The 23,734-nt window shown below is 34.7% G+C and carries 6 protein-coding genes; all 6 read left to right on the top strand.

Going from position 1 to position 23,734, the window contains the following annotated elements; all coding sequences use genetic code 11:
* Window positions 1-198: 198 nt before the first annotated feature.
* The 6 genes from ABJD27_RS00060 to ABJD27_RS00035 all read left to right on the top strand — a co-directional run bounded on the left by ABJD27_RS00060 (window position 199) and on the right by ABJD27_RS00035 (window position 23,555).
* The gene (locus tag ABJD27_RS00060; protein ID WP_348201985.1) at window positions 199-7,962 is read left to right on the top strand and encodes an amino acid adenylation domain-containing protein; all 7,764 of its coding nucleotides are present in this window, start codon (window positions 199-201) and stop codon (window positions 7,960-7,962) included.
* Window positions 7,946-13,789: an SDR family NAD(P)-dependent oxidoreductase gene (locus ABJD27_RS00055; RefSeq protein ID WP_348170257.1), complete on the top strand. Its 5,844-nt coding sequence runs from the start codon at window positions 7,946-7,948 to the stop codon at window positions 13,787-13,789. The genes ABJD27_RS00060 and ABJD27_RS00055 overlap by 17 nt, the downstream gene beginning before the upstream one ends.
* A gap of 77 nt (window positions 13,790-13,866) precedes the next feature.
* On the top strand, window positions 13,867-19,914 hold the full coding sequence (locus ABJD27_RS00050; RefSeq protein WP_348170254.1) for an amino acid adenylation domain-containing protein: 6,048 nt from the start codon (window positions 13,867-13,869) through the stop codon (window positions 19,912-19,914).
* Between the two features lie 115 nt (window positions 19,915-20,029).
* A complete protein-coding gene (locus ABJD27_RS00045; RefSeq protein WP_348170251.1) occupies window positions 20,030-21,004 on the top strand; it encodes a TauD/TfdA family dioxygenase in 975 nt (324 codons plus the stop codon).
* A 31-nt stretch (window positions 21,005-21,035) separates the two neighbouring features.
* The gene (locus ABJD27_RS00040) at window positions 21,036-21,842 is read left to right on the top strand and encodes a cupin-like domain-containing protein (RefSeq protein ID WP_348170248.1); all 807 of its coding nucleotides are present in this window, start codon (window positions 21,036-21,038) and stop codon (window positions 21,840-21,842) included.
* A 57-nt stretch (window positions 21,843-21,899) separates the two neighbouring features.
* Window positions 21,900-23,555, top strand: coding sequence for a PhpK family radical SAM P-methyltransferase (locus ABJD27_RS00035; protein WP_348170245.1), 1,656 nt, complete (start codon window positions 21,900-21,902; stop codon window positions 23,553-23,555).
* The last annotated feature ends 179 nt before the right edge of the window (window positions 23,556-23,734 follow it).

Here is a 23,734-nt window from a genome sequence, read left to right as displayed (position 1 = left end):
AAAATCACATGCTTATATAACTCCACTCAGTATCACCAAAAGACCATTCAGGAGTTCTTGGAACACTACCTCCTCCGACTAAAGGAAATTGCGACAACATGCCTTGCCGTTAAAACAAGGGAATATACTCCAAGTGATTATTTGTACAAAACCCTTTCTTTTTCCCAACTGAATAAATTGCAGAAGCAATTCGACATAGTGGATATATATCCTTTGAGCCCAATGCAAGAAGGCATGTTCTTTAATTCACTTCTTGATGCGGAATCGAGCGCATACTTTGAACAAATCTCATATCGAGTTAAGGGCACTATTGATATCATAGCCATCGAAAAGAGTCTCCTTATCTTAGCTAATAGACACGAGATACTTAGAACTGTATTCGTATATGATGAAGTTACCCGCCCTCTTCAGATATTGCTCAAAAAAAGACATATTAACTTTTCGTTTGAAGATATAAGAAGCACAAAGAATACAAAAGAATTACTTAATCTTTTTAAAGCCAATGATCGAAGCAATACTTTTAATCTAAGTACCGATGTATTGATGAGGGTAAATATATTTCAAATTAATGATTTTGAATATGAATTTATTTGGAGCCATCATCATATTCTTATGGACGGATGGTGCATGGGCACTCTTATTGATGATTTTCTTACAATTTATAAGGGACTTATTTTAAAACAAAATCCAATACTAAATAACGTTATACCCTATAGAAAGTATATTTCTTGGCTTTTTAAACAAGATGGAGAAGTTGGAAAGAGCTATTGGAGCGAATACCTAAAAGGGTATGGGAACAAGTTAACTATCCCTGGAAGATCTATAAAAAAAGACGAACAATTTGTTCAACATGAAAAAACTTATGTTCTAGATAGTACTCTAAGTAAGAACCTTTATGAAATTGCTGAAAATCATGGAACTACTCTGAGTACGGTTGTACAAGTTTTGTGGGGAATACTGTTGTCAAAATACAATAATGAAATAGATATCGTATTTGGCTTGGTAGTTTCAGGAAGACCAAGCGAATTAAATGGTGTAGAAGATATCGTTGGTCTTTTCATCAATACTATTCCGGTTAGAATGCACTTCGCTAGTAATAATTTCGAAACTGTGTTGAAGAATGTTCAGGATAATATTCTAAAATCGGAACAACACCATCAAATACCTTTACATGAGATTCAAGCTTTAAGTGAACTAAAAAATGAATTAATAGATCATATACTCGTATTTGAGAACTACCCAGTTAAAGAAAAAATAGAGAACGATCTTTCTGACCAAAACTCAGATTTAGGATTTGTCATTGCGGATGCAGCTGTATATGAACAAACAAGCTATGACTTGACCATTACTGTTGTACCTGGAGAAGAAATTCGCTTTTTAGTGGCTGTCAACACTAATGTATATAGTGAGCAAGTTATGGATATGTTCATGACACATCTGTTCCATCTCATATCGCAGACAATCCTTAATTCATCTGTAGCTATTGATGATTTGGAAATAATAACTCCCAAAGAAAAAAAACAGATAATAGAGTCTTTTAATAAAACGAACAGGAACTACCCAAAAGACAAGCTAATTCAACAACTATTTGAGGAACAAGTAAAACTTTACCCAAATCAAACAGCCCTAGTTTATGAAAATTTGAAAATGAGCTACCTGGAACTTAATAACAGAGCAAACCAGATAGCACACTTTCTTAGAGCAAGAAAAGTTGTTCCAGATCAGGTAATTGGTATAATGCTTGAAAGATCCTTAGAAATGGTGGTGTTTCTTATGGGTGTGATAAAGGCTGGTTGCGCTTACTTACCAATAGATCCTAATTATCCATTGGAAAGAATTGAGCATTTCTTAAGGGACAGCCAAGCTTCAATTATACTTACAAGCCAAAACCTAACTATACCACTTGCTTTTAAAGGGCAAGTTATTCAAATTGAAAACCCTGAGTTTGATTCACAATCATTGCTAAATCCACTGATAGTCAATAAGCCAGATGATTTAGTATATATTATCTACACTTCTGGTTCTACAGGCAATCCAAAAGGAGTCATGATTCAGCATAAACAATATTTAAATGCAACCTATGCTTGGAAAGAATCTTATAATTTGGAACAGATTCCAGTACATCTATTACAGCTCGCTAGCTTTTCATTTGATGTTTTTTCTGGGGATGTATCCAGAGCATTGATCAACGGAGGAAAAATGGTCATATGTTCTGAAGATGTAAGACTTGATCCTGAAAAGCTATACCAAATTCTAAAAAAAGAATCCATAAGTATTTTTGAAGCCACACCATCACTTGTTCTTCCAATGATGAAATATGTGAAATCAAATAGTTTAGATATAGATTTTCTTGAATTGCTAATTCTTGGATCTGATGTGTGCCATGTACAAGATTTTAAACAACTATTACTGGATTTTGGGAAGTCTATGCGAATAATTAATTCTTATGGTGTTACTGAAGCAACTATAGATAGTAGTTATTACGAAGCAAAAATCAAAGATCTACCAATCGACGGGCATGTCCCTATTGGTAAACCTTTAGGAAATATGAGTTTATATGTACTGGATAACAATTTAAATCTATTGCCTCAATGGGTAGAAGGAAATTTATATATAGGAGGCCTAGGGGTTGGACTTGGATATTTTGGAAATGAAAAACTTACTAAAGATAGGTTCATAGAAAATCCGTTTACTCCTGGCCAAAAATTATATAATACAGGAGATAGAGCAAAATGGTCTGAAGATGGAAACATACATTTCTTTGGACGATTGGATGACCAAGTTAAGCTTAGGGGGTTCCGAATCGAACTTGGAGAAATTGAAAGTAATTTGTTGAAAATTAAACAAATAACAGAAACGGTTGTAGTAGTTAAGAAGCATAAAAATGAAAGTAAATACTTGTGTGCATTCTATATAGCTTCGAGTCCTATTCAGAAGGAACAGATTGTCGAACAACTAAAGGACACCTTGCCAGATTACATGATACCTTTTGCATACGTTCATTTGAATAACTTGCCTTTGACACCTAACGGTAAAGTTGATAAAAAAGCTTTGCCTGACTATGAGATAGAAACTATTGGAGCTTATAAAGCACCAAAAAATGAAATTGAATCGACCATTATAGATATATGGTCCGAATTACTTTTGCGACCTATTGATAAAATTGGCACTAGCGATAATTTTTTCGAAATCGGGGGAGATTCCATCAAGGCGATTCAAATTATGTCACGCCTAAAAGCTAATGATTATAGTGTGACAATGAAGGAGATTTTTACATATCCTACTATTAGTGAACTGTCACGTTTTGTAATAGAAGTTACTGAGGTAATTGATCAAAGTACTGTGACAGGCAAAGTGGAACTTACTCCAATACAAAGGCATTTTTTTGATTTAAATATAGATAGTCCGTATAAGTACCATTATAATCAAAGTGTATTATTCTTTAATAATAAAGGATTTGACCAAGAAGCGATTCGTCAAATCTTACAGAAACTTCATACCCATCACGATGCGTTACGGATGCGATATCGTATCGTCGGACAGGAAGTTATACAAGAAAATCTTGATTTAGATATTTCATTGGTCTTCGATATTCATAATCTACGCGGTGTATCAAATGAAATTGGACATATGGCTGCCCTCATTGAGGAATATCAGAATAGTCTTGATCTTGAAAATGGACCTTTAATGAAGACCGCTCTCTTTCAGTTAGACGACGGAGATCGCCTTTTCATAGTGATTCATCATTTGATTATCGACGGGGTTTCGTGGCGGATTCTATTCGAAGATATTCAGTCGATGTATGATCAATATAGGAAAGGGGAAAAGATTTCACTCCCATCCAAAACATCATCATATAAGGATTGGGCTTCACATCTGGTAAAATATGTCGAGAATAATTCTTTTAAGAAAGAGTTGTTTTATTGGAGAGAGATTGATGGTTTGAAACTAAAAGAGTTTCACCAAGATAAAAAAAGTAAAAGTAATCGTTTATCCGATTTTGAAATGACATCTTTTACCTTGGATTCAAAACTCTCAAAGATACTTTTAACCGAGGCGCACGAAGCCTATGGTACTGGAATCAATGATCTTTTATTGGCCGGTCTAGCGTTAAGCGTGCTGGAGTGTTTTTCTTTGGACGAGTTCTTACTTACTCTGGAAGGTCACGGACGAGAACAAATAATCGAAGGTGTAGATATAAGTCGAACTATTGGATGGTTTACCAGCCTATATCCTGTCCTTATGCAATCTAATTCTAAGTCAGAACTTTCATGTCATATAAAGAATGTTAAGGAGCAACTTCGTAAGGTTCCGAATAAAGGCATAGGTTACGGGATATACAAATTTCTTACTAATGATTATAAAGAATTTGAAACTTCTAAGCCGCAGATAGCTTTCAATTATTTAGGAGGGTTCGGTGCAGATATTAAAGACGGTGATTTTTCCTTGGCTAAGGAAAGTTCAGGAATATCCCAAAATAAGAATTTGAGGATGGAACATGTACTAGAAGTCACAACCCTAGTCCAGTCAAACCAGATGGAAATAATGTTCTTCTTCAATAGAAAACATTTTTTCAAGAAAACTATTGACAACCTTAAAAAAAACTATCAAAATCAATTGAAAAAAATTGCAGACGCTTGCCTTAGGGTTAAGACCCGCGAGTTCACACCAAGTGATTATCTGTACAAAGATCTTTCCTTTTCCCAACTGGACGATTTGAAACGTTTATATGATATTGAGGAAATTTATCCGTTGAGCCCCATGCAAGAAGGCATGCTTTTTAACTCACTGTTGAATAATGAATCTGCTGCCTACTTTGAGCAAATTTCTTATTCTGTAAAAGGTTCCTTGAATATAGAGGCTGTCAAAAAGAGTTTAGAGTTACTTACTGAGCGTCATCCAATATTACGTACCGCATTTGTCCATGAGGATCTGGAGCGTCCTCTTCAAGTACTGTTAAAGTCAAGATCAATAGATTTTTCCTTTGATGACATTCGTAATGAGGAAGCCACAAGTAGTCTAATACACACATTTAAGGAAAGTGACAGGGAGAATACTTTTGAATTGGATACGGACATTTTAATGCGCGTACGTATATTTCAAATAGAGAATACCGAATATGAGTTCATATGGAGTCACCATCATATATTAATGGATGGTTGGTGTATGGCAATTATTGTGTCAGAATTTATGGAGATATACAAGAGCCTCCAATTCAATCGAGAGCCTCTGTTGAAGGATGTGGTGCCTTATAAGAACTATATTTCTTGGCTTATCGAACAAGATCACGAAAAAGGGCAGTCCTATTGGAGTGACTATCTGGCTGGATATGCTAATCGACTCTACATTCCAGGTAAAGTAAAGGTCACCAAGGACTTTATACAAAAAGAAAAAGAATACAGTCTCGACAAGGTAATAACTTCGGCCCTCCAAAGAATTGCAAATACTCATCAGACTACACTTAGCACATTGATACAGACTCTTTGGGGGATATTGTTATCTAAATATAACGGTGGACAAGAGGTGGTATTTGGTTCGGTTGTGTCTGGTAGACCTTCAGCCTTACACGGTGTCGAAGACATATTAGGTTTGTTTATTAATACCGTTCCCATCCGCATAAATATTTCTGACAAGGATTTCGGGTCGCTAATTCAAGATCTTCAAGCTGTTTCCTTGGAATCACAGCCATTTCATCATATTCCTTTGCATGATATACAATCTCTGAGCCCGTTGAAGAACGAATTAATTGACCATGTGCTAGTATTCGAGAACTATCCTGTATCAAAGGAGTTGGAAGACTCGACCAGTGGTAAATCTGAAGATTCGGGCTTTAACATTTCTTCTGTGGAAATATATGAGCAAACCAATTATGATCTTACAGTTACCATAATGCCTGGAGAGGAAATTAACTTTGTAGTTGCAGTCAATACTTTGGCATTCAGTGAAGATTCCGTAGATCGCTTAATGTCACACTTATTCAATTTGGCTTACCAGGTGATAAAAGACCCCATAAGCGACGTTTGTAAACTGGAAATAGTCACTTCAGAAGAAAAGCAGCAAATATTGAAAGTTTTCAATGATAGCAGTAGAGACTATCCTAAAGACGAAGTTTTACAGGAGCTTTTTGAGCAACAAGTTGTAACATTTGCTGATAGCATAGCTCTAGTCCATGATGGACAGAGAATGACCTATGATGAGCTTAACAAAAAATCCAATAAGATTGCCCATTATCTACGAAGCAATGGAATTGTTCCTAATCAAGTGGTTGGTATAATGTTAGAACGTTCAATGGAAATGGTAGTAGTGCTTTTGGGGGTGGTAAAATCTGGAGCAGCTTATCTACCTATAGATCCTAGTTATCCGACTCGAAGAATCGAATTTTTCTTAGATGATAGTAAAGCCCCTGTTTTACTTACTAGTGAAAAACTATCATCTGTATATTCATTTGCAGGTGAAATTGTGCATATCGAAAATCCACAAATTCATGCGTGCCCGACTCACAATCCCAAAATAGTCAACAATGCAAAAGATATGCTATACATGTTATACACTTCTGGGTCTACTGGGGATCCTAAAGGAGTAATGATTCAACATGAGCAATACATAAATGTTAGTCATACCTGGAAAGAATCATATAGGTTGGATGAAATCCCAGTTAATTTACTGCAGATGGCAAGTTTCTCTTTTGATGTCTTTTCAGGAGATATTTCAAGAGCTTTTCTCAATGGTGGAAAGATGGTTATTTGCCCAGAAGATGTTCGTTTAGATCCAAAAGAGTTATATGAGATTATACGAGAAGAGTCTATCAGTATTATGGAAACCACCCCTGCATTAGCAATTCCATTAATGGATTACATCAAGCAAAATGAGCTGGATTTAAGTTTCATGCGATTGTTTATAATTGGGTCAGATATACTACATGTCAATGATTTTAGAAGATTGTTAGAAGATTTTGGCAACACCATACGAATTATCAATTCTTATGGTGTTAGCGAAGCAACTATTGACACAAGTTTTTACGAAACAAACCTTGAAAGTTTACCTAAAACTGGACATGTTCCAATTGGCAAACCTATGGGGAATATGCAATTTTATGTGCTGGATTCCGACATGAATGTACTACCTATAGGTGTGCCAGGAGATCTATATATTGGCGGATTGGGAGTTGGACTAGGTTATTTCGGCAGAGCGGAACTTACCAGTGAGCGATTTTTGGAAAACCCATTTATTTCTGGAAGTAGAATCTACCGAACAGGCGATCTTGCTAGATGGTTGGATGATGGAAATATGGAGTTTATAGGTCGCTCTGATAATCAGATTAAAGTACGTGGTTTTAGAATTGAAATTGGAGAAATAGAAAGGTCCTTGTTGAATATAAAAGAAATTACAAAGGCCGTTGTTTCAGTTAGGGAGCGAGAGGATGGAAGTAACTATTTATGCGGTTATTATATTGCCCTTAACGCAATTGAGGAAAAACGGATAATAACGGAATTGAGAAAGTCTTTGCCTGATTACATGATTCCTTTCTTCTATATTCATTTGGAAGAATTTCCACTGACACCTAATGGTAAGATTGATAAAATCGGATTACCGGCTCCAGCAATGGATAGTAAGGAAGCATACATAGCTCCAAAGAATGCAATAGAATCTATAATTACAGAAATTTGGTCGGAAGTACTCATCCGTCCTATAGATAAAATTAGCACAAAGGATAATTTCTTTGAAATGGGTGGAGATTCTATAAAGACTATGTACTTGAGAAGTAAATTCAATAAGGCAGTGGATATGGATGTTGCAATAGCAACATTCTTCGAGTACCCCACCATAGTATCTTTTTGCGAATTCATACAATCGGAACAAGAAGTGGAAAGCGCCAATGATGCTTTTGGTCTTATTGAGGAAGAATCATTTGACATAATGAATAACACGTTAAATCTAATCAAAGATGGAAATAAGGACTAAGAAATTGGAGCGTAGCGGACTTGAAATAGCCGTAATCGGAATGGATGCAAGATTTCCTGGCGCCACTAATTATAGCAAGTTTTGGGAAAACCTTCAGTCAGGTAAAGAATCTTTAGAATTTATTGATGAAAAGGAACTTAACGACATGATTGAAAAAGGTCAGGTCATCGCTGATAATTTTGTCAATTGTAAGGGCGGGGTTCTTTCGGATAAAGACCTTTTTGATGCGGATTTCTTCCAATATACACCAAAGTCAGCCGAGATATTGGATCCCCAAATCAGAATATTTCACGAATCTGTTTGGAAAGCTCTCGAAGATGCCGCTTGCGTTCCCTCAACATTTCCAGGAAGGATAGGTCTATTTGCCGGTGCCTCCCCTTCGACATATTGGGAATTCCTAACTCAAGTATCAGGAAAGTTGGCAGAAATAGGTGATTTTGACGGAGGTCAACTAAATACCAAAGATTCCATATCTACATTAGTGTCTTATAAACTCGGTTTAACAGGGCCAAGTTATATGGTGCATACCAATTGCTCAACTTCTCTAGTAGCAGTGCATTTGGCATGTAGGTCTTTGTTAATGGGTGAATGTGAAATTGCTATTGCAGGAGGTGTTGGCATGATGTATAGACCTCAATTAGGATACACATATCAAGAAGGTATGATAAGTTCCAAAGACGGACACTGTAGGGCATTCGATGAACAAGCCAGTGGAACTATTAATGGTGAAGGTTGTGGGGTAGTAGTGTTAAAACTATTAAAAAAAGCCGAACAAGATAAAGATAATATCCATGCCATAATTAAAGGAAGTGCCATTAATAATGATGGCCAGATTAAGGTAGGATATACGGCTCCAAGTGTCTCTGGACAAACTTCTGCTATACGATCGGCATTACATTTCAGTAAGGTTAGACCAGAATCAGTATCTTATATTGAAACTCATGGTACAGGGACAAAACTAGGAGATCCCATAGAAATAAAAGCCTTAAGTAAAGCCTATAACTCTGAGAAAAAGAATTTTTGCGGAATCGGTTCTGTAAAAACAAATATAGGTCATTTGGACACCGCTGCTGGAATAGCTGGTTTGATAAAGCTGTCACTATGTTTAAAAAATAAAAAATTAGTGCCAAGTCTACATTTTAAGAAACCTAATCCAGAAATAAAGTTTGAGAATTCACCATTTTATGTTAATTCAGTTCTCAAAGAATGGCTTGCAGAAGATATGCCATTAAGAGGCGCCGTTAGTTCATTTGGTATTGGAGGAACAAATGCCCATATGATTTTAGAAGAACCTCCTTTAAAAGAAATCTCTGAATCCACAGGAGAGACAAGACTTATCAATCTTTCAGCCAAAACCAAAAAGGCATTGGAGGAAATGACTACTAATCTTGCAGAGTTTCTTGATGAAAATCGAACAATGAACTTTGATGATTTGGCTCTTACTCTTCAAATAGGAAGAAAAGATTTTTATTATAAAAGTACTACTACATGTTCTTCTATTTCTGAGCTCATACCATTATTGCATTCCAAAGAAAAAACAAAATACTTCGGAAGTGAAACGGGGAAAAAAGAAATTGTTTTTATGTTTCCTGGACAAGGTGCTCAATACGTAAATATGGGATTGGGTCTTTATAGAACTAATACTTTCTTTGCCTCCGAACTTGATCAATGCCTAGAACATATCAATAAAATTAATGGAGGTAATGATGATATTTCGGAAATTCTGTTCAACAAGAAATCCAAAAAAGAGATTCATGAAACCAAATATACCCAACCTTTAATATTTTCAATAGAATATTCGTTAGCTAAACTTTTGATTAACTATGGAATTCAACCCAATATGATGGTTGGTCACAGTATCGGCGAGTATGTAGCTGCTTGTTTATCAGGAGTCTTTAAACTAGAAGATGCATTAAAATTAGTGATTCTAAGGGGGCAATTAATGCAGAGTTTACCATCAGGCATAATGCTCAGTGTTGATGTTCGTGAAAGCGACATCATTCCGATGCTTAAAAATTCAAAAGTAGATATCGCCGTCATAAATACCACTGACAACTGTGTGATTTCAGGACGAAAAGAGGAAATAGAAGAACTTAATAAAATTTTTATTACAAAAGGGTATCAGACAAAACAGTTAAACACTTCGCATGCATTCCATTCAGGAATGATGGACCCTATACTTGATGACTTTAAAAAAGTTCTAGAGAGTATTCCAAGAAACACTCCTGAAATTCCTTTTGTATCCAATATTTCGGGAAAATGGATTACAAATAAGCAAGCCATGTCAGCTGACTATTGGTCCGATCACCTGCGAAAGACCGTAAGATTCAATGATAGTATTGATAAGTTATTGGAGAGGGATAAAGTAATTTTTATAGAGGTAGGACCTGGTAGAAGTCTAAGTTCCTTTTTAAAATCAAACAAAAATAAAACTGAAAATCATCGTGTGATTAATCTAATGAGGCACAAAAAAGAAAAAATAGCCGATGAAGATTATCTTAAGGACAAAATCGGGGAACTTTGGTTATATGGACTAAAAATAGATTGGCAGAAACAGAATTGGATTCAAGGAAGGCACAAAATTTCACTTCCTACTTATCCCTTTCAAAGAAAAAGATTTTGGATCGATATTGATCCTTATGAGATGTTATCCAATCAAAGTAGTAATAGACGTCTATCGATAAAAGAATGGTTTAATTATCCTTCCTGGAAACGCGAAATACTTAATGGAAATACAATTGAAGGAAAAATGAAATGGTTGGTATTTACTAATGAAGATAAGGTTTCTAATAAAATTGAAAACCTTCCAGTTCTAAAAGGGCATCCTTTGATCAAGGTTTTTAAAGCAGAAAAATTCAGTATCGTAAAAAGTGATACATATTTTGTGAATCCTTTCGAGAAGAAACATTGGGAGAGGCTTTTTAAGGAAGTGAATGAAGGTACTGATAATTCTGTAGGAATTCTTTACCTCTGGTCGCTTGAATCTCCCGAAGAGAATAACATTTGTCCTAAAAATGGTTATAATGATTATTATACAATCCTAAATCTATGTAAATCTGTGAATGCTTTGGAAGCAAAAGAACAAATACCATTTGTTCTTTTGACCAATAATGTATTTCAAGTACTTGGTTCTGAAAATGAAGATCTGGAAAGATATATACTTACTTCAAGTATTAAAGTTATTCAACAAGAGTTTCCCAGATTGTATTGTAAACTCATTGATTTGAATATTGATGCTATTGGAATGGATAATTTAATATATCCTGATATTATAGGGAAAGAAATTTTTACTATATCTAATGAGAGAGTAGTAGCATTGCGAAATGGTATGAGATGGACTGTTCATCTTGAAAAGCTTGCCATTTCGGAAGGTGAAAACAACTCTTACTTAGTAGATAATGGCGTTTATCTTATCACTGGGGGAACGGGCCAGGTTGGGATGACCCATGCCAAGTATCTTATTGCCTCATGTCGTGCAACTGTTATTATCTGCGGAAGAAAGAAATTGCCTCCTCAAAAAACTTGGGAGGATACGATAAATAAAAAAGGAAAATACTGGAAACTTATCCAGGAATTGCTTAGTCTGGAAGAATCTGGAGGTAAACTGATATATTACACGGTTGACGTAACTGACGAAACCGAGGTAGCTAGTTTTATTGATGAGTTATATAGTAAATATGGTAAGCTTAACGGAATTATTCATGCAGCTGGTGTTTCGAATGATAAAACTGCGGAAAAACCCATATCAATGGCCGTCAAAGAGGATTGTATTGCCCAATTAAGTCCGAAAATACAGGGCTTAATCTGTTTGAACCGAGCTACTGAAGACAGACAGTTAGATTTTATCATAGTGACATCTTCCTTAGCATCCATTCTCGGAGGTATTGGATTTTATGCCTATTCTGGTGCTAATGCAATGTTGGACGCTTATGTTGAATCTCGTGCTTTTGCTGGAGGAACTACCAAATGGTTAAGCGTGAATTGGGATGGTTGGAGCGAGAATACTGGAGATTTTTTAATTACACAAAAAGAGGGATTAAAAGCACTCGATTATGTATTTACAAAAAATAGTGTGAACCAAATTATTATTTCATTAACTGAGCTTCAGGTCAGAATTGACAAATGGGTAAATATGGATTTATCACAAGATAATGATTTGAACGATGAGGTCATTGAAAAAATAGACGACAGGCCCGAACTTATAACACCATATGTACCTGCTGTTACAACAGCACAGAAGCAACTTGTAAAATTATGGAGTTCACAACTTGGTTATCACCAGATTGGTATACAGGATAGCTTTTTCGAACTAGGTGGAGATTCATTAAAGATGATTCACTTAATATCAAAAATTCAACAACAATTTTCAGTGGATGTTCCTATAGATATATTTTACCAGAATCCAACTATAAAAGCGATTATCAGTTATATGGATCAAGGTAAGGTAAGTCACTATTATCCTATTCCTAGGGCGGAGAAAAAAGAGTTCTATTCCCTTTCATCTGCACAGAGGAAGCAGTTCATAATTCAGGAAATGAATCAGGATAGTACGGGTTACAATGAAACCCAAGTTTTTCAGGTTAAAGGGAATATCGATATAGATGAGATCGAATTGGGGATAAATAAAATTATAAAAAGGCACGAAGTTTTGAGAACATCCATTTTTTTATTGGATAAGGAACCTGTTCAGAAAATTTGGTCCGTGGATAAAATCAAGTTAATAACCAAGAGTATAGAATTAAAAGATCTCAAAAGCAATATCGACAAATCAATTCGGCCTTTTGATTTACAGAAACCACCCTTCCTTAGAGTTTATATGTTTAAGATAAAAGACAGGGAAAAGCTAACTGTAATGGTCATTGATATGCATCATTTGGTTACTGACGAATTTTCCTTTGCGAATTTCGTAAATGAGCTTCAGACCATATATGCTGATAAAGTATTTCAGCAACTGCCTATACAATACAAAGACTACGCGGAGTGGCAAAATAGTTCTAAGCAAAGGGAAATTCAACAAGACCGTAGAAAATATTGGCTACAATTGTTAGGAGACAAGCTACCTATCTTGACTTTGCCATATGATTACACAAGGCCTAAATTTAAAACATTTGGTGGTCGCAGAATTACAATGGAAATAGAAGGAAAAATGACCGAAATGCTTAATGAACTTTGTGCTGAATCCAAGTGTACCCTTTATATGTTGACCTTGGCTATCTATGGTGTTTTATTATCAAAGTTATCTGGAGACGAAGATATCATTATTGGAACGCCAACTTCCGGTAGAAACAAGATCGAAACAGAAATGCTAATTGGAATGTTTGTTAACACCTTGGCACTTCGAATCCTTCCGAAACGCGAAATAGGTTTTGACGAGTTTTTAGCTAATGTTAAGGAGGTTGTGCTTCACTCTTTTGAAAATCAAGACTATCCCTTTGAGAAATTGGTGGAAGATTTATCGATTACCAAAGATCCCAGCAGAAGCCCTTTGTTCGATGTGTGGTTTGTTTTACAGAATGTTGAGGAGTCGGATGTGAACTTCAAGGGGCTGGAACTTCAAGGTTATGAGTATGATTTTACTTCATCTAAGTGGGATTTTACTTTTCAAGTAAATGATAATAAAAATCATTTGACATACATGGTAGAGTATAATGAAGCACTGTTTACCAAAAGTACTGCAGAGAAATTCCTTGAATATATTTTTGAAATTACACGTCAAATACTTGACAACTCTCGAATTCGGATTGGCGACATCAGCTTAGTAGAAAGTAAAGAAATATCGAATACCAATGCTGATATTCTTAACGAGTTGGATGATATTAGATTTTAATCTATAGCCACTTTTCTGTTTACTGATTTAGACTTGTTTTCACAGGTCTTAATATTAATAACATATATTTTTTTCATATGAAATCTTCCTTGCTTAATAAAAATGATCTTGTAATTCTCTCCAATGAAAAAACAAGAGAAAAAATGTACTGGGAAAAAAAGCTTTCTCAGCGAAACAATTTATCTCATTTCGTTTTTGATAATATTCAGGAAAGCGATTCAATTGATTTGAAGTCGTATGATACAAAGCTTTCACAAAAATGCTATAAATTACTTCATAATTTATGCCCTACAGCCAACCTAAAACTTTTTACATTTCTGTCTTCAGCCTTGGGTTATGTCATTTCGCGCAGTACGGGAAGTGAGTTGATATCATTAGGGACTCCGCTCTTTAATTCAAAAGATTTAAAAAACCTAGTAACTCCTTTTCTTGTTCTGAACCTTTCGGTATTTGATAACACGATGTTTCTAGATCTGCTAAATACTACAAAAGCGGAACTCCAAGCTGTGATTGAAAATTCAGGATACCCTGTACATTTATTAAATGAAAAACTAGGCTTTCAGCTATTGAATGGGCAACCATCAAGGCTTTTTGATATTTCCATAGTTCTGGAAAATATCCAAGATCATGATTTAATTAGTAAATATCAAGGGAACATGAGTTTTCTATTTTGCAAAGAAAAAGATGAACTTCGAATTAAAGTAAATTACAATGATAAAGTATATAGCGAGAAATCAATAATCGATATTGTTCAGAAAATAGAACGCGTACTTTTCTTGTCGTTTACACGTCTTAATGTTTCTATTGAGAATCTAGAGTTGATGACTCCCACTGAATACACAAAAATTAAAGAAATCACCAATGGACCTGTTAAGGCGATCACCAAAACTTTTTGTCAATTATTTGAAAAGGTAGTAACTGATTATCCTCATGTGATTGCTTTAGAAGATCACGATCAGTCCTATACCTATGAGACTTTATCTCAAAAATCAGATTTCATTGCCCAATTCCTTTTAAGTCAATATCCCTTGGCTAATAAGGTGGGCATTTTTCATCAAAGGAACGCGGACACGATTATTTTTCTTATTGGAATTTTAAAGGCAGGTATGGCTTTCGTACCCATGAACCTAAATGATCCTGAAGACCGACTTACATATATTTTGACAGATAGCGATGTAGATATTTTGTTAACCGATCAAGTTAATTTTTCCAACAAAACTGCGTTGGTCGATTTTTGTAAAGAAAAGAAAATAGAAATAATAACAGAGAACGTATTAGTAGGTTATAAGCCTGTGACAGCAGTTAATGTTCCTCTACTTGACAGCCTTGCCTATATCATTTATACGTCAGGCACAACAGGGAATCCCAAAGGCGTTAAAATTACTCATAAAAACCTCTCTAACTATTTAACTTGGGCAGCTGAAACCTATTTAGACCATGAGAGTGCATGCATGGCAGTACATTCGAATATTGCATTTGACATGACGATCACATCTATCTTTGCGCCTCTAGTGCGTGGAAAGAAAGTTATTTCATACATGGAAAAGGCCAACGAATTCATAATTCCGAAAATACTTTTAGATAATTCTACCAGTGTTCTAAAGTTAACGCCTTCTCATTTAAAACTTTTATTACATAAGTTTTGGATGAAAGACCCAGAGACCAAAGATTTAGTATCTAATTTAAGTCTAAAAAAACTTATTGTTGGTGGAGAAGAACTAGAATCACGAACTGCACATAGAATTCACCATCTGTTTGGTGCAAAAGTGGAAATATATAATGAATATGGTCCAACAGAAGCTACTGTTGGATGTATTTTTCACAAGTATTCTCCAGATATAGATAAAGGCAAAAGTGTCCCTATCGGTAAGCCAATTGACAATGTTCAAGTATTTGTTTTAGATAGCAATATGAAGGTTGCACCAATTGGATTCGTTGGGGAGCTATACATCTCAGGAGATGGGATTTCGGAGGGGTATTTGGGTAATAAAGATTTAAATGCACAGCGATTCATTGAGCTTCCTAAACTTCACGCCAACCGTATGTATAGAACGGGAGATGTCGCTTTATTTATGCCCAATATGGATCTAATGTATTTAGGAAGAACAGATGATCAAGTAAAAATTAAGGGGCACCGTATAGAATTAGGAGAGATTAAAAATCGAATTCTTTTCCATAAAGATTTAAAAGAGACTGAAGTCTTGGTGAAAAAGGATATAGAAGGAAGTAATTACTTAGTTTGCTATTATACTGGAAAAAATAATCTCTCTTCAAATCTTTTAAGAGAACATTGCTTAAAATATTTACCTGAATATATGGTTCCAACCCATTTTGTGGCACTTGATCAAATACCCGTCACAGATAGTGGAAAACTAGATAAGAAGTCTCTTTACAACTTAAAATTAGATGGATATTCTGATTACAAAGAATTACCATCTAATCAACTTCAAAAAGAGTTTTTACAATTGTGGAAGGAAGTTTTAGAAAATGAGAATATTGGGACGAACACTAATTTTTACCAAGCTGGTGGTGATTCGATTCGAGCTATTCGATTGATAGCAAAAGTAAACAGGGAATATTCGAAAAAATTTAAGGTTATCGATTTATTTACCAATCCATCTATCAAGGAATTTTCAGCAATTTTCCAAGACGATATTCCTGAAGAAAATGATTTTGAATATAGAAAAGTAGTAGAAGAGATAAATCATTTAAAAAAACAAGTCTTAAGTGAAAGAGAAGATAGCGATAAAATTGATGATGTTTATCCAATTAGTGAAATTCAACTTGGTATGATTTTTCACGCCAGAAGAGAGAAAGACTCTGCACTTTACCATGATCAGATGATAGAGCCGATGAAGTATAAGAATTTCAATTTTCTTCGGTTTAAAAAAGCCTTAAAGATTCTGGTTAAAAAACATAGTATTCTCCGTACTTGCTTTGATTTAAGGTCGCATGTAAAGCCCGTTCAGATTGCGTATCACGAAATTGAGCCTAACATAGAAATGAGCGACCTATCTCACGTCAAAAACGGTGAACAACAAATAGCGATACAAAAGTTTCTTGATGATGATAAAAGGAATCCTATTGGCATTACTGAGCCTCCACTTTGGCGAATTCATGTATTTCTTCTTAATAAACATGAAATTGTCGTAGTCTGGGTAGTTCATCACGCTATAATAGATGGTTGGAGCGATGCCTCGTTCAAAACCGAATGGCATAATACTTACATGCAACTCGCCGAAAATAAAACCTATCAGCCTAAACTATTGAAGTCCAATTATAAGGATTACGTTATTCAAGAATTATTGCATAAAAAGAGCGGGGAAAGCAAGGCATTTTGGGAAGACGAGATGACCAACAATAAGTTAATTCAATTCAGGGATATTAACTTGAAAACAAATATTTCAAAAATTGGCTATTTAAGTTTTCCTTTTTTTAATGAACAAAAAACTTCTCTTGAGAACTATGCTAAGGTGATGAATGTTGATATAAAGTCCATTTTTTTCTCTGCATATATTTTTGCCCTCTACTATTTTACCAAACAAGACGATATTACAATTGGAATGGTAACCAATAATAGACCGGAAATGGAGGATGGAGACAAAATATTGGGTTGTTTTTTAAATACAGTTCCTGTAAGGGTTTTTCTTGATAAAGAACATAGCTATGACGACTTAGTCAGACTTGTAAATACCAAGTTGCAAAATGCATATAAATATAGGCAGGTAACGCTACAAGAAATCAAAAAAACACGATTTAAAGAATATCATCAAAATTCTTTTCTCTTCGATTCTATTTTTAACTATATGGATTTTCATATCTACAAGGAATCCGGTGATGGAGGAAATTCGATTGCAGATAAATTTGATTTTAACGATTGGTCGATTACAAATTATACGCTAACATGTAATGTGAGTGTGGTCCAAGATGGGTATAATCTTGAGTTGGTTTATCACGATGGACCTATATCTAAAGTGGCAGCTGCCTTAGGCAAATCAATCCAAAATGCAGTAGCGCTATTTATGAAGAATTACGAAGGTGCATTGGACCAAGTTGAATTGTTGGATCGCCGTTCTAAAAAATCCTTTTCCACGGTGAAGTGGATTAAGAAAAGTTACGTAACTGGCTTTTCATTTTTAGAATTAACACATGCCAAAGAAGACTACGTAACATCGGAAGCCGCTCCACCATTACTTGTAAACTCTAGAGAAAAAGACAAGGATTTTTCAAAAGCCCCCGTACAGGGGAATTTAAAACTTGTTGGGGAAAGGCGCAAAGAAAATAACAAGACGCCACATGAAACAGTAGTGGATATTCTCAATCGACAGGTACAGAAAACTCCAATGGGTATAGCCTTAAAAGATGGAGAGACATCTTTATCTTATAAAGATCTAGGGGAAAGATCAGATAAACTAGCTCATTATCTTAAGCAAAACTATTCATCAACAGACAAAGTTTGCGTTTTATATCCACGGACGGCAGATCTAATTGTAATTCTAATTGCCATTTTGAAATCTGGAAAGGCCTTTGTGCCTATGAATCTAGATGATCCAATCGATAGGCACAAGTTTATTCTGAATGATTGCAGGACGTCCCTCTTATTTGTTGATACCGAATACATAAATAATGGGCAAGAATTGAAAGATTATTGCCTTCAAGAAGGAATAGATTTATTAGAGGAATTTGATTTTAATCACCCCAAAGGAGGTGAAATTATTAATGAAAGCTCTTCATATGACTTGGCTTATATATTATATACCTCCGGTACAACCGGTAGGCCAAAGGGAGTAAAAATTACAAATGATAATTTGTGCCATTATATAACTTGGGCTTCGAAGACCTATTTTGATGATGGTTGTAATTCAATATCTCTTCATGCAAATGTAGCTTTCGATATGTCCATTACATCGATATTCGTTCCATTAGTTACAGGCAAAAGCATTGTTTTATACCGACAAAACTCTGACGAATTCATTGTTGAAAAAGTCATTATGGACAACCAAACCCAAGTCCTTAAAGTTACACCATCACATCTGAAACTATTACTGCGTAAAATAGATAAGACTAGTGTTGTGTTTAAATCATTGTTGGAGAATTTAGAACTGAAGAAAATTATTGTTGGAGGAGAGAACTTGACTACTGAAGTAGCTATAAAAACTATTGAATTATTTGCTGGAAAAATTAATATTTATAATGAGTATGGACCAACTGAAACTACTGTAGGTTGTATGATCCATAGATTTAACTCGCAATTAGACAATGGCCATAGCGTTCCGATTGGTAAGCCCATTTCAAATACAAAAGTATTTGTTCTGGAAGAAAACAATAATGATTTATCGGTAGCAATGGAGGGAGAGCTTTATGTTTCTAGTAAAGGGGTTACATCAGGATATTTAAACAATGATAAGCTATCCGCTGAAAAACTCGTTTACCTTCCGAAGGTACATTCAGAAATCCTTTATAGGACTGGAGATAGAGTTAGAATGTTAGAAGATGGGAACTTAGAATTTCTAGGTAGAATTGATAACCAGATAAAAATAAGAGGGTATAGGGTAGAATTAGGCGAAATAGAACAGTGTATTTTGAGGCAACAGTATATTAAGGAGGTTGCTGTAATCTTGATAGAAAATGACTTGGATGGTTCACTTAATGCGTACTATGTTTCGGACAAAGATATTGAAGTTGAAACGGTAATAAAGGACTTATCAAATAGCTTACCCGAATATATGATTCCAATTAGATTTGTTTCCTTAAAAAACATACCCTTAACCTCAGGCGGCAAACTTGACAAAAACGCCTTGTTAAATATCGATAGATTTACCATAGATGAAACTTACATTGCACCTAAGGGGAAACTCGAAAACAATCTCGCTCAAATCTGGTCAGAAGTGCTAGGAATCCAATTTCAAAAAGTAGGAACAAAAACATCTTTTTTCAAGCTGGGAGGTAGTTCTTTGACGTTGATGCTTCTAATGGATAAACTTGATTGGCAATACGACGTTAAATTTTCAATGGAAGAACTATTTAATAATAATACTATTGAATTTATAGCCGCAAGAATCATGGAAAAAGCAGTTTTGGAAACTGAAGCTGAATCAAAAATCACCAATAGAACAATAATTTAAAGATTTTTGATAATCTAGAACTACCTATCTATTCCACTATATATATTATTCTGTCAATTGAAATCTTATAGAATTTTGATTGAATCAATCATTTAGTAAAACTAAAATATACAATATGAAAATTAAGGAAAATCAACCTGTTATAAAGGATGGGAATGAAATTGAGTTCCCAAAAGAAGTTGGTATATATCCAATTCTAATTAAAAATAATTCTAGGAATATCCTCACAACTTTTTTAACGGATAACAGAGATTGGGTGGACCAAAATCTATTAGAATATGGAGCCATGCTTTTTCGCGGATTTGAGGTGGAAGGATCTGAAGGATTCAATAATTTATTGCCTTTTATTTTTGAAGAGGAAATTGAATACAAACAAAGAACGTCTCCACGTCATACCGTGGTTGGTAATGTATATACCTCTACAGATTATCCGAATAACCAAAAAATTCATATGCATACTGAATCATCTTATAGCGCTCTCTGGGCGAATAGAATTTGCTTTTATGCAAATGTAGTATCGAATATCGGAGGGCAAACACCAATCGCAGATGTGAGAAAAGTGATGGATTCACTGGATGCTAGTATTATAAAAAAGTTTGAAGAGAAAGGTGTCATGTATATCAGAAATATTCAAACTGGAGTTGGAATGACTTGGAAGGAAATTTATCAAGTTGAATCAAAAATAGAGCTCGAGGAAATGTTGGACAAAACAAAAGTTAAATATTCATGGATAGGAGATGATAGCTTACGTATTAGTTGGGTAAGGCCAGCATTGCAGAAACATCCTGCAACAAATGAAACTGTTTGGTTCAATCACGCATATTTTTATAGTAAGCATCTATTGGACGACTTTATACTTGAAGTTATCTCAGAAGATGATTTACCATTTCTCAGTTTTTATGGTGACGGAAGTGAGATAGAAAAAGACGTAATAGAGGCCATTAAAGAAGCCTACGAACAAAATTTGATTCTCTTTAAATGGGAGAAAAATGATGTGCTACTCTTAGATAATATGCTATTCGCCCATGGAAGGATGCCTTATGAAGGAGAGCGTCAGATATTGGTAGCAATGGGCAATCCACTTAGTTAAATACATAATTATAAATTTAAAATTAAAAATCATGATTGAAACTGCGAAGAAAATGTTCAAACCTATTAAAAGAATCAGCGAAATTTCCTTGTCGGATTTTAACAATCAATATGCGATTCCGAAAATACCACTAGTGATTGAAAAAATGTCTCAAGATTGGCCGGCAACCACGAAGTGGTCATTGTCAGCCTTTAAAGCAAGGTTTGCAGATAAAATTATTGAGATAACAAGATCTTCGGATGCTTATACAAAAGAAATGAGGTTTGAAGACTTCATAGAATATATGCAAGAGACCGATGATGAACATGCTTATTATTTTAAGAATTGGGAATTTGAAGATGATCATCCTGAATTGTTGGAGGAGTATAAGGTTTTACCCCATTTTCAATCTTGGTTGGATTCATTACCCGCTGAACAACGACCTAGATTCAAGTGGATTTATATTGGACCAAAAAATTCCTACTCGAAACTTCATATAGATATTTTAAAGACCAATGCTTGGAACATTTTGTTTACGGGAAAAAAATTATGGCTCTTTTTCCCTCCTGAAGAGCAGGAGAATCTATATAGCAATCAGTTTCACCCTGACTTTCCAGGCTATTTATTTCCTTCTGCTAGTGGGTTGAATGGGTATTACGCGGTTCAAAATCCAGGAGAAATAATGTTTACCCCTGGGGATTGGTTTCACCAAGTATATAACTTAGAAAGTACCATTGCACTTACTGAAAATTATGTTAACGAAACTAATTTCGACTTGGTGAGAGATCATTTAAAATCTATTGAAAATGAACAGCTTTTACTAGGCTTAGAAATGTTAAAACAAAATTTCACCTCTTAAATCAATAATATATAAGGAAACCAATTGTATAAATCTTACGTTAAAACAAGGATAACTATGAAAAATATAAATGAATCGCCTGAAATGGAGAAAATTGACTGTTTGATCTTAGGCCATTATGAAATGGGAACAAGTGAAATTCACTCTGCGCTAAAAGCAGGAGGAGTTACCTCTGGTAGTTATAGAGATTTTAATCTTGGTTTCGTAACCCTAGAAGGGAATAACTACTCACTAACGGAATTATACAATTCTATTTTGAACAAAAACTCTGTAGAAGATAAGATAGTTAGAAACAGTAATACTTTTAACGCGGCAATCTCATATCTGGGTACTTATTTGAATAAACGGAATACAAGTTTTGATTACATCACCTCGGTTGATCTTGAGAAAGAGCGATTAGAAAAAATCTTAACAGAAAAAGAGGTGTTGTCTATTGCACTTCTTACAACGTTATATGTGACACCGACTCCGATAATTGAAATTGTGGACTTTATACGTTCTCTAAATGATAAGGTGAAAATATTTATTGGTGGACCTTATATTTCTACCATGTGTAGAACTCATGATGATGATTATATCGCCTATGTTGCAGAACATGTTTTAAAAGGGGACTACTATATTAATAGTTCGCAAGGAGAAAGAGCAATGGTAAACCTTATCGAAGCTATAAAGAACAATGATCCTATCGATGATATAGAGAATGTTTTTTATATAGAGGATGGTAAGTTGATTAAAAACAAAATGAAGGCAGAGCAAAATACTTTAAACGAAAACATGGTCGATTGGAGCTTGTTCAAATCTGACAACAAAGAATATGTTAATATTCGTACTGCTATATCGTGTCCGTTTACCTGTGCCTTTTGTGGTTTCCCTGAAAACGCAGGGAAATATCAAACTGTGCCCCCAGAAATGGTTATTGAAGAGCTACACCAACTTGTTAAGTTCAATCCAGAAATCAAAAGTATTTACTTTATAGATGATACGTTTAATGTGCCCAAGAAGCGATTCAAAGAACTATTAAGATTAATGATCAAAAGCAACTTTGACTTTAAGTGGCATTCTTATTATAGATGTCAATTTGCAGATGAAGAGTCTATTGAGCTAATGAAAGAAAGTGGATGCGAGGGAGTATTTTTGGGAATAGAGTCTGGAAGCGACACTATTTTAGGTAATATGAATAAGGGGTCAAAAGTAAGACAATATGAAAAAGGGATCAAACTTCTAAAACGAGCAGGGATAACAACTTTTGGTGCATTCATAACTGGTTTCCCTGGCGAGAATGAAAGTACAATTAAGGAGACTATAGATTTCATTGAAAATTCAGGATTAGATTTTTTCAGAACTCAGATGTGGTTCTGTGAACACATTACACCTATATGGAGACAACGTGAAAAGTATGATATTAAGGGAGAGGGATTTACTTGGTCTCATTCCACTATGGACTCTAATACGGCTAGTAATTATGTGGAAGAAGTATTTTGTAATATAAAGAATGTTACATGGTTGCCGCAACACGATTTTGACTTTGAAAACGTATGGAGATTAGTCCATAATGGGATAAGTATCGAGGAAATAAAAAGGGTAGCAAAATTATTTAATAAGGATATTAAGAAGAAAATATTAAACCCTAGCAATTTTGAAATGGCAAAAGAAAATTATCAAGAAATAGAATCTATTATTTCTAATAAAATATTAATGCCAAAAGATGTTTAGCGCATTGGGAGATCTTACTTCAGAAGTAGGTTACAAAGTAATCCGATTTGTTTCCAAGTATATGACTCAAAAAGAACTAATTATTTAATACAATTTAAAGTTGTTAGCAATAATAACTTATCGTCCTGTATTTTGATACAGGCAATTTCATCTGAATTAATGGAGGTAGAATAGGGAAT

Origin of the sequence: Dokdonia sp., assembly GCF_039945015.1 — a bacterium.
Taxonomy (GTDB): domain Bacteria; phylum Bacteroidota; class Bacteroidia; order Flavobacteriales; family Flavobacteriaceae; genus Dokdonia.
This window is presented reverse-complemented; position numbering and strand designations above follow the sequence as displayed.